The sequence below is a fragment of the Bacteroidota bacterium genome (assembly GCA_034439655.1).
Taxonomy (GTDB): Bacteria; Bacteroidota; Bacteroidia; order UKL13-3; family UKL13-3; genus CANJUD01.
Genome location: JAWXAU010000078.1, coordinates 1 through 9,212 on the forward strand (window position 1 = coordinate 1; position 9,212 = coordinate 9,212).

At 36.9% G+C, this 9,212-nt stretch carries 7 protein-coding genes and 1 tRNA gene; all 8 read right to left on the reverse strand.

The features are described 5' to 3' along the window. Nucleotides 1-87: 87 nt before the first annotated feature. Nucleotides 88-161: transfer RNA gene (locus SGJ10_04900), tRNA-Asn, on the reverse strand. 66 nt (nt 162-227) lie between these two features. Then, nucleotides 228-983 (reverse strand): tRNA pseudouridine(38-40) synthase TruA, encoded by a 756-nt coding sequence (truA, locus tag SGJ10_04905; GenBank protein MDZ4757462.1) that lies wholly within the window; start codon nt 981-983, stop codon nt 228-230. Between the two features lie 3 nt (nt 984-986). After that, a complete protein-coding gene (locus SGJ10_04910) occupies nt 987-1,712 on the reverse strand; it encodes a ZIP family metal transporter (GenBank protein ID MDZ4757463.1) in 726 nt (241 codons plus the stop codon). 79 nt (nt 1,713-1,791) lie between these two features. Beyond that, nucleotides 1,792-2,106 carry a hypothetical protein gene (locus SGJ10_04915; protein ID MDZ4757464.1) on the reverse strand — a complete coding sequence of 105 codons (315 nt, stop codon included), beginning with the start codon at nt 2,104-2,106 and terminating at the stop codon, nt 1,792-1,794. A gap of 74 nt (nt 2,107-2,180) precedes the next feature. After that, nucleotides 2,181-2,663 carry a hypothetical protein gene (locus SGJ10_04920; protein ID MDZ4757465.1) on the reverse strand — a complete coding sequence of 161 codons (483 nt, stop codon included), beginning with the start codon at nt 2,661-2,663 and terminating at the stop codon, nt 2,181-2,183. 25 nt (nt 2,664-2,688) lie between these two features. Then, nucleotides 2,689-3,654 carry a glycosyltransferase gene (locus SGJ10_04925; GenBank protein ID MDZ4757466.1) on the reverse strand — a complete coding sequence of 322 codons (966 nt, stop codon included), beginning with the start codon at nt 3,652-3,654 and terminating at the stop codon, nt 2,689-2,691. A gap of 13 nt (nt 3,655-3,667) precedes the next feature. Then, nucleotides 3,668-7,258 (reverse strand): PKD domain-containing protein, encoded by a 3,591-nt coding sequence (locus SGJ10_04930; GenBank protein ID MDZ4757467.1) that lies wholly within the window; start codon nt 7,256-7,258, stop codon nt 3,668-3,670. Nucleotides 7,259-7,424: 166 nt separating this feature from the next. After that, a complete protein-coding gene (locus tag SGJ10_04935; protein ID MDZ4757468.1) occupies nt 7,425-9,122 on the reverse strand; it encodes a T9SS type A sorting domain-containing protein in 1,698 nt (565 codons plus the stop codon). Between the last annotated feature and the right edge of the window lie 90 nt (nt 9,123-9,212).

The following is a 9,212-nucleotide window of genomic DNA, read 5'->3' on the forward strand; positions in this document are numbered from 1 at the left end:
TAATATCTGTTTAATTTTTCCGAGAAGATAATATAAACTACAAACATACAATCGAAAAAAAGCCATCCGAAACTCGAATGGCTTTTGCTCCCTGACCTGGACTCGAACCAGGGACCTAGTGATTAACAGTCACTCGCTCTAACCAGCTGAGCTATCAAGGAGTGTTTTAAAGGGCTGCAAATATATTACTTTGTTCATATATGAACCAACACCTTTTTTAAAAAAAATTATGCGGTGGGTTCAAATGTGTTTGCAGGGTAGACAACACGGGCTAGGAACAAGCCTTGAGGCGGGGCAGATTGCCCTGATTCTCTGCGGTCTTGGCTCACTATTATTTGTTCAAATTCGTCTAAAGTTGATTTCCCTTCTCCTAATTCTACCAAAGATCCAACAATTGCTCGCACCATATTCCGTAAAAATCTGTTGGCCGTAATTTTAAAAAGCAACCTATAATCGTCTTGTATCCAAAGGGCCTCCCTTAAATCACATTCATAATGGTTTACCTGAGAATTTGCTTTGCAGAAAGCCTTGAAATCTTTGTGCTGTAATAGTTTTGAAGCAGCAGTATTCATGAGCTCAATATCCAGATTCTTAAAAAAGTACCACGAGTATTCGCTTAAAAAAGGATTCGGGTTTTGATGTATATGATATTCATAACTCCGTTCTGTGCAATCGAAGCGGGCAGAAAAATTGGGGTCTACATTGTATAAATGATGTATTGCTATATCTCTTGTAAGTAAATGATTGAGCTTATGCACCAAACGCTCAGGTAATTCACCATTTATTTCAAAATGCAAAACAAATTGTTTTGCATGTACGCCGGCATCAGTGCGGCCACAGCCAAGGCAATGCACAGGTTCTCTGCAAATGAGTGATAAAGCTTTTTGCATTTCGGCTTGCACGCTGTTGCAGTTGGGCTGCAATTGCCATCCATGGAATTGCGATCCTTTGTAGGAAATTTCAAGAGCGTAGCGGGTTCTCATATACTATAATACTAGACTTGCTGTGGCCACCAAAACGCCTGCTAAAACAGCCACCAAGCGTAACCGCTTATAAGTATGGTTCTCGCTATTTTCATATAATATGGTAGTAGAAATATGAAGGAAAGCTCCTATAACAAAAGGTAATAGATAAGTGTGTACCCATTGTTCCATTCCTGCACTATTTAATAAACCTGAAATCAGAGCTCCGGCAGGCAACATAAAAGCATAGGGAATAACAACAGCCCAAAAAGCAAATCCTCTGAAGCCAGCAGCAAGCATCACGCTACCCAAAGCAAAAGCTGCGGGAATTTCGTGTAGACAGGTGCCCGGTAAAAGTTTTTGTGAAATACCTTTCTGTATAAATCCAGCATCGCCAATAGGCATACCTTCTAAAAATGCATGCAGCGACATTCCAATAAAAACTTGCAATACGGGTCGCAAACCTTTGCCTTGGTGCTGGTGCAAGTGTCCGTGCTCCACGCCTTTGGTAAATTGCTCTAACAAAATTTGGAACATAAAACCAGCCAATACAAGCAGACCAGTGAGCATAGTTCCATCTTTGTATACCTCAGGCATAAGTGAAGTAACAGACACGGTAAACAGATACGCACCGCTAAAAGATAGGAATATTTTGACTTGTGAGTGCCTGCCCCCGTTGAGGAACCAAGCCAATACACCGCCCGTTAATGGCGACAGTAATAATAATATAAGTATAATGCCCAATGTCATTTGCCTGCAAAGGTATTATATTTGGACTAATGGAATTGCATAGGTTTGCAAGATGCGTACTGGTATTATTGATTTTTTATCAGTAGTATTCTATTTTGCGAATAGCATATTCCCTTTGCTCATCATTCTGAAAACTTATACGCTTAATCCAATTTCCCTTTTCATCATAAATATAAGTGTAGATTTTAGTGTAGTGATGTGTATTGTCCTTATAATGGTTTTCTTCAATTACATTATTTGAAGTATCATAACGGTAAAAGTACTGGCTATTATAGAAGGTTTTTTTAAATTCGTAATCGAACTCTTGATAGCTATGTTCCTTAATATTTCCTTTATAATCATACTTGTAATTATGATAAGCATAATACTGAAAACCTTCGTGCAAGTATGCCAAAATACAATTCTCTTTGGTGTCATATACAAAATAATTCACATAGGGTTCGTTGCCTGCGGCAATTCCTGATTCTTCTATTTTATTACCAGCCTCATTATATTTATATTTATGGTATCTCTATGAGATGTATCTTTGGTCCCTTCTCTAATCTGAAACCTAATATACATGCTAAGAAGATTATACTTACTATATTGAAAAATTTCAATCATTCCAATATTATAACCAAATGTCCTAATACCATCAGAAACAAGTATTACCCCATCATAGTTTTCGCATACACTCAGGTTCCTAATAGTGTCAAAACGATATATGGATTTAAAACAAGTACTGCTATCTTTTGATAAAAAATATTCTACCGTTTTAAACCCACCACTATTATAGTAAGTTAAGTTAGTGGTAGTATCACCATAATAGCGTGCAAAGCTTTGTGTAGTTAGTAACTTCACGCTTCCTTTTAAATTATCCCTGTCCCAATCCGGTGTAATATTTCTTTGTTGTGCAGCAGCTTCATTTATAATTGCTAAATAGAAAAAGAGAATGAGGTATATATACTTCATGAGACTAAAATTATATAATAAAACTTTAATTTTTAATCATCAGCTTTTTCACGATTCGGGTGTTTAAAATTATTTTAAAAGGAGAAATTAATATTAGTTTGCACACCCAAGTCCAGCCATAATATTGGGCTAGTGTTTTCCAACTCATGCCAAATTTTTGTAGCAAAAAACGATTCCAACTCAATACCGCGTTCACCATTTTCCAGCTACGTTTAATATTGAGTTGCCTATGGAGTATTTCTTTTGGCAATCCTATTTTTTGCTGAGCAGCGATTAGGCAAGCGGTCATATCTTGAAAATAAATTCGGGGCCAGAAGTTACGCCAGATAGAAGTATCGCCCGCCCCTAATATCACCAAAGGTTTTGCAATTACTAAACAAGGGCCTTGGCTCATGCATAGCAATGACATCGATAGCGGTGAATGGTATTCGCCAGCTTCTTCACTTGCAAAGGGGTGCCTGCACATTTCACGATTTACCAGCAAACATATACCTGTTAAAAAATCTACATCTTTAAGTGTACCCAATGCATCAAACCCATTTTCAAAGAAAAGATCTTTGCTCAGTTCCATGGCATTTGTTTTTAGCACTTTATTGGTATCCAGCTCTACCAGATTATAATTGACCAATACCACTGTAGGTTTTATAGGGCATTGCGAAATCGCATCATAAACTTGTTGTAGTGAGTCATCATATACAAAATCATCATCGTCGGGCACTATCCAAAGGTAATCTCCTGTTCCTTTTTCAAGCAGCGATAGTACATTATTGTTGGCACCTATATTTGTTGGATTACTATATTGTTTGATTGGGAGACTGTCTTTAAAAGATTTTATAACCTCAGGGGTCTCGTCTTGGGAGCAATTGTCTGACACAACCACTTCGAAGTTTTTATTGTCTATACCCAATTGAGTATGCAACCGCTCAAGCAGGTTTCGCAGCCTGTGTGGTCTTTTGTAGGTGGGGATGCCGAGGGAGATGGTGTGTGGCAATAATATAAATAGTTTATCTAACTAGTTTAACCCTGCCTGCAAAATCCTTTTCTTTGGTCTTAAGAATATATATATAAACACCCTCAGGTACTTCTTTTTTATTGGATGTTTTTCCATCCCAAAAATTTGTTATGTCAGTAGTCGAGAATACTTTTTCACCCCAACGATTAAATATTTCTAAAGAGAAATTTTCGATACATTTTAAATTTCCCAATATTTCAAATTTATCGTTTAGCCCATCACCATTTGGAGAAAAAGCATCTGGTAGAAAAAGAGCATTACTTATTCCTTGAAGATCAAGAGTTTTAATAATACTATCTACGCAGCTTTTTCCGCTATATATTTTATATTTTACATCATATAATCCATCAAAATTAAATTTATGTATAGCATTTTTTGTTTTATAGGTAAGCGTATCATTTCCTATATACCATTCCCATTTATTAGAATTGGTTTGATTGTCAGTAAAAATAACTTCTCCATTACATGTATTTAAGTCATAAGTAAAATCCGCACTAATAGCAGTTATAATAGTTATGGTTTTATATGCGGTATCCGATTGTTTGCAACCCGATGGGTCTAAAGAGACTAGTTTTACTATATATACGCCAGCTGTTGCAAATGTGTGGGATGTATTGGTATTGTTATCAACCCCACCATCGCCAAAATCCCAAAAATAATTAACCGCACCGATACTTTTATTGGTGAAGTTAATAGTAATTGGAGCACACCCTGTTATATTGTCAGCATTAAACACTGCCGTATTTAAGGAGTCAATATCTAGTGGAATATAAATCGATTCGGTGTCACTGCAATTAGCACCAGTAACTGTTAATAATACTTGATAGGTAGTTAAGCTATTATAGGAATGTGATGGGCTAAACAGCGTATCAGTATTCCCATCTCCAAAATTCCAGGTGTAGGATAAACCACCTGTGGAAGTATTGGTAAAATCTATAGTCCTGGTACAAGGTTGTTGTGAAAAAGTATAAGATGCCAATGGTGCAGCTTGCACATTGATAGTAGTAGTGGCAGAGTCTATTTGCTTACACCCAAAAGAATCTATACTGTATAATTTAACGATGAAAGAACCTGCGGTATTATATATATGATTGATATTGATGTTGGTACTACTGTTGCCGTCACCAAAATCCCATATATAATTACTAGCTCCATTGCTTTTATTGGTGAATGTACAATTTAAAGGTGGGCAACCAGAAGTACTAGAAACACTAAACGAAGCATTATTAACAGAGTCAACACTTACAATTACTTTTTTCACCACAGAATCTTTGCAACCAGCTAAAGAGGAAGCAACTAGCTTTACAAAGTAGCTGCCATTAGAACTATAAGTATGAGAAAAATTAGCCTTATTTGTATTGGTATTTCCATCACCCAAATCCCAACTAAATATTGTAGCACCTGTGGAAACATTTGTAAAATCTAAAGTAGGCGTGCAGCCCTGCTGTGCATTGGTGAAAGAAGGAACAGGTTGTGGTTGAACTATAATAGATGCACTTGTAGAATCTATTAGTTTGCATCCTAATGAATCAATACTACATAGTTTTACTTTAAAAGTACCTGCAGCACTATATATGTGGTTTGTATTAGTATTGGTGTCTGAATTCCCGTCTCCAAAGTCCCATATATAATTTGTGGCCCCACTGCTTATATTAGTAAAAGTACAAATAAAAGGAGAGCATCCTGTATCTTGGGAAACCTTGAATGCGGAGGTATTAATAGAGTCACTATTGATATTTATATTTTTCACAATAGAGTCCTTGCACCCTCCTGTTGCAGTAGCAACAAGTTTTATAGAGTAGCTTCCACTGCTACCATAATTATGAGAAAAAGTCCCGGTATTTGTGCCAGTATTTCCATCCCCAAAAGCCCAGTCAATAGTATTAAAGCCAGTAGAATTATTTTGGAATGTAACATTAGCCGTACATGAATTACCAACGGTAGAAAAATCGGCAATAGGTTTATTGTTAACGATTATTTTGATACTATCATAAGCCGTGTCGCAACCAGTGTAAACCATCAATATATAAGTTGTAGTAACTATAGGTTTCACAGTGATTGAGGAAGTTGTTGCTCCATTATTCCATAAATATTGAACCCAATTATAGGTCGGGATATTGATGGTAACAGAATCACCCGAGCAAATATTTTTAGTAGCGGCTCCAAGACTTAATGTGGGTAATGCTTTAGTATAAGTTACAAGTAGAGCATCCGAACTCCCATTTGCTGAAAGGCTCTGTCCAACAATAGTTGATGAACTTTCGAAAAATGCGGCTACATAAATGAAATTATATTTGTCAATATATAAGCCTTGTGCACCATCATTACTAGATCCGCCACCGTAATCATACCATAACACTTTACCAGAAGTATCCAAAGACGCTATCCAATAATCATCTCCACCATTATATGTGCTTGTTTTACTTGCATAAGTAATTTGGCCACCCAGTTTACAGCCGATGAAAATCAAACTATCATTATTACCCAAAGTTATTGCATATCCTTGATCTAAACCAGTAGAACCATAAAGCTTAGCCCATTTAGCCACACCAAGAGAATCGAATTTTGCTATATTCACATCATAGTCACCTATGCCACTGCCCAAAGCAATATTATTGTTATCGCTGGAAGTAACAGTTGAGCTACCTTTATTATAACCAGAGGTATATATGTTATTCAACCTGTCAACGGAGCATTCAAGCCATAGGTTGCCACCTGATGAATAAAGGCACTGCATCCATAGGCAAGTCCCACTTTTGCTAATTCGTGCAAGAAACCCGGTATGGAAAGTGCTTGAAGTCGTTGTTTTGCTGCCCATTGTCATAGTTGCACCTGACATTCCGGCGTAGCCGCAAATAATTATATTCTCCGTTTTATCTATTTGAACAGATGTGCCTACATCATCACCACTACCCGAACCTTTGATACCCCATAGGGCATGGCCTGTAGAGTCTGATTTAATCAAAAACACATCGCTTGAACCCGACGAGGAAAGGGTGATAGTATCGAATACAGCACTACCAAAGAATTCTCCAGTAATAAAATAATTGAGGTTGTTATCGATAGCAATATCGTGTCCTATGTCATTACTGCTCCCCCCAAAACTATTTGTCCATAACAAATTGCCACTAGGTGCATATTTCGCAACATAAATATCCAATCCTCCCTGGCTTGTCAATGTTTGGTCATTGCCATCTTCAGAGGTTAAAGTTGCAGTACCAGCATATCCACCAGTAATATATACATTTCCATAAATATCGTTGTCCATCCCCAAGAAATATACTACTTCATTGCCACTACTTCCAACAGTTTGTGACCAGACAATAGTTCCCTTGCAATCAAATTTGATAAGATAATTATCAACTCCACCAAAATTTTTAATGGTTTTCGACCCTTTTGTAATAGAAGCATTATGTGATCCAAACATATAAACGTTGCCGCTATCATCAGCATAAACGTCATCAGCCTCATCGTGCTGCGAGCTTCCTATAGGAGCAGCCGAAGTAGTATATTGGGCTGTTGAATTGCTATTTGCAAAAAATAATAGAAGTAGTATAAAAAATACCTTTAAAAGTTGGTTCATATTCGCATTTATCTCGGCAACAAATTTAAGAATTAAAAGTCAAAAAACCTTTTTTATTCTAAATACTAGATTTACAAATAATTGCCTAGTAATAACCCGCCCGACGCAACAAAAAAAAAGGCCCTTCAAAACTGAATGACCTTGTTAATCTATCATTTAAGCTTTCTTATCTTTCGCGAGGAATAGTAATTATTTTGGAGAAGGTAGACTCCCCATTTACTGTGATTCTCACCAAATGTGATGAAGAGGTTAATGATTGCAAATCCATAGGGTAATTGTTATAACCCGCAGATGCCTTGATATAAATATTGCGTGTCAATTTGCCATGCATGTCATAGGCTTCAACCAAAACATCTGATTGTTTTTTTAGCATAAAACCCAATGTAAAGAGCCCATTATTGGGGTTTGGGAAAACAGTCATATCATATTCTTTTGCATTTAGATTTTTGATTCCCGACGATTCAGGTATAGTATATGTCACCAGCAAGGCATCCGTATTTCCTTTTGTAGATAAACTTTGACCAACAATATTGGATGTTGATTCATAAAATGCTGCTACATATATAAAGTTGTTTCTATCAATATATAATCCTTGTGCCCCGTCATTATAAGCCCCTCCTCCGTAATCATACCAAATAACCTTTCCTGATGTATCTAAAGCTGCAATTAAATAATCATCGCCACCATAATAGGTGCTAGTCTTCCCAGCATAGGTAATTTGACCGCCAAGTTTACAGCCAATATATATAGTAGTATCTTTTTTATCTAAGGTTATTGCATAACCCTGGTCCATACCACTAGAACCGTATAGTTTGCCCCACTTAGCTACACCCAAAGAATCAAATTTTACTATATTTACATCATAGTTTCCTATGCCGCTTCCTAAAGATATATTATTGTAATCACTAGAAGTAACCGTTGAACCTCCCTTGTTATGTCCAGAAACATATATATTGTTCCAAATATCAGTCACGCATTCTAACCATACGTTTCCACCTGTTGAACTATGGATGCACTCCATCCACAAACATATGCCACTATCATTATAACGAGCTAAAACCCCAGTTTGATAAGCACTTGCTGTTGTAGTTTTTCCACCCATATTCATACTTGAATTTGGCTGCCCTGAATAACCACATATTATGATATGACCAGTATTGTCAATTTGCACAGATGTGCCCACATCCTCACCAACACCAGTGCCTATTTCACCCCATTTTGGGTGACCGCTAGAGTCGGATTTAACAATAAATATATCGCTCGATCCGCCAGAGGAAAGTGTGATGTAATCAAATTTAGCACTTCCCGTAAATTCACCTGTAATATAGTAATTTAGATACTTATCCACGGCAATATCATGAGCAACATCATTCCCACTTCCGCCATAACTGTTAACCCACATCAAGTTTCCGGCTGAGGAGTACTTAGCTACATATACATCTAATCCGCCTTTGCTAGTCAAGGTTTTATCATTGTTGTCTTGCGAGGTGAACGTTGCGATAGTCCTATATCCTCCTGTGATATATATATTACCATATATATCATTATCCATTCCCAAGAAATATACAATTTCGTCACCAGAACTTCCGACGGTTTGCGACCAAATAACATTTCCTGCATTATCGAATTTAATAAGGTAGTTGTCAACACCACCAAAATTTCGAACAGTGTGTGACCCAGAAAGAGCAAAACTGTTATGGGAGCCAAATAGATAAACATTCCCGCTATCGTCAGCATATACATCGTCCGCTTCATCATGTTCCGCACTGCCTATGGGTATTGCCATTGTTGTGAATTGGGCATTGATTAAATGCGTAATTCCCATTATAAAGGCAAAAGCAAAAAGATTCTTTAATTTTTTCATCGTAGTTTTTTTATTTGTAACTACTCAGGTACAACTGAATTTATTGTATAGAGAGCTGAAAAAACATCTTGACCATTTTTTATAGCAGTA

Bases quoted from the DNA above. Each gene is read 5' to 3' on its own strand.
- truA (MDZ4757462.1), bottom strand. From the start codon at position 983: ATGAGAACCCGCTACGCTCTTGAAATTTCCTACAAAGGATCGCAATTC.
- SGJ10_04920 (MDZ4757465.1), bottom strand. From the start codon at position 2,663: ATGAAGTATATATACCTCATTCTCTTTTTCTATTTAGCAATTATAAAT.
- SGJ10_04935 (MDZ4757468.1), bottom strand. From the start codon at position 9,122: ATGAAAAAATTAAAGAATCTTTTTGCTTTTGCCTTTATAATGGGAATT.
- SGJ10_04910 (MDZ4757463.1), bottom strand. From the start codon at position 1,712: ATGACATTGGGCATTATACTTATATTATTATTACTGTCGCCATTAACG.
- SGJ10_04930 (MDZ4757467.1), bottom strand. From the start codon at position 7,258: ATGAACCAACTTTTAAAGGTATTTTTTATACTACTTCTATTATTTTTT.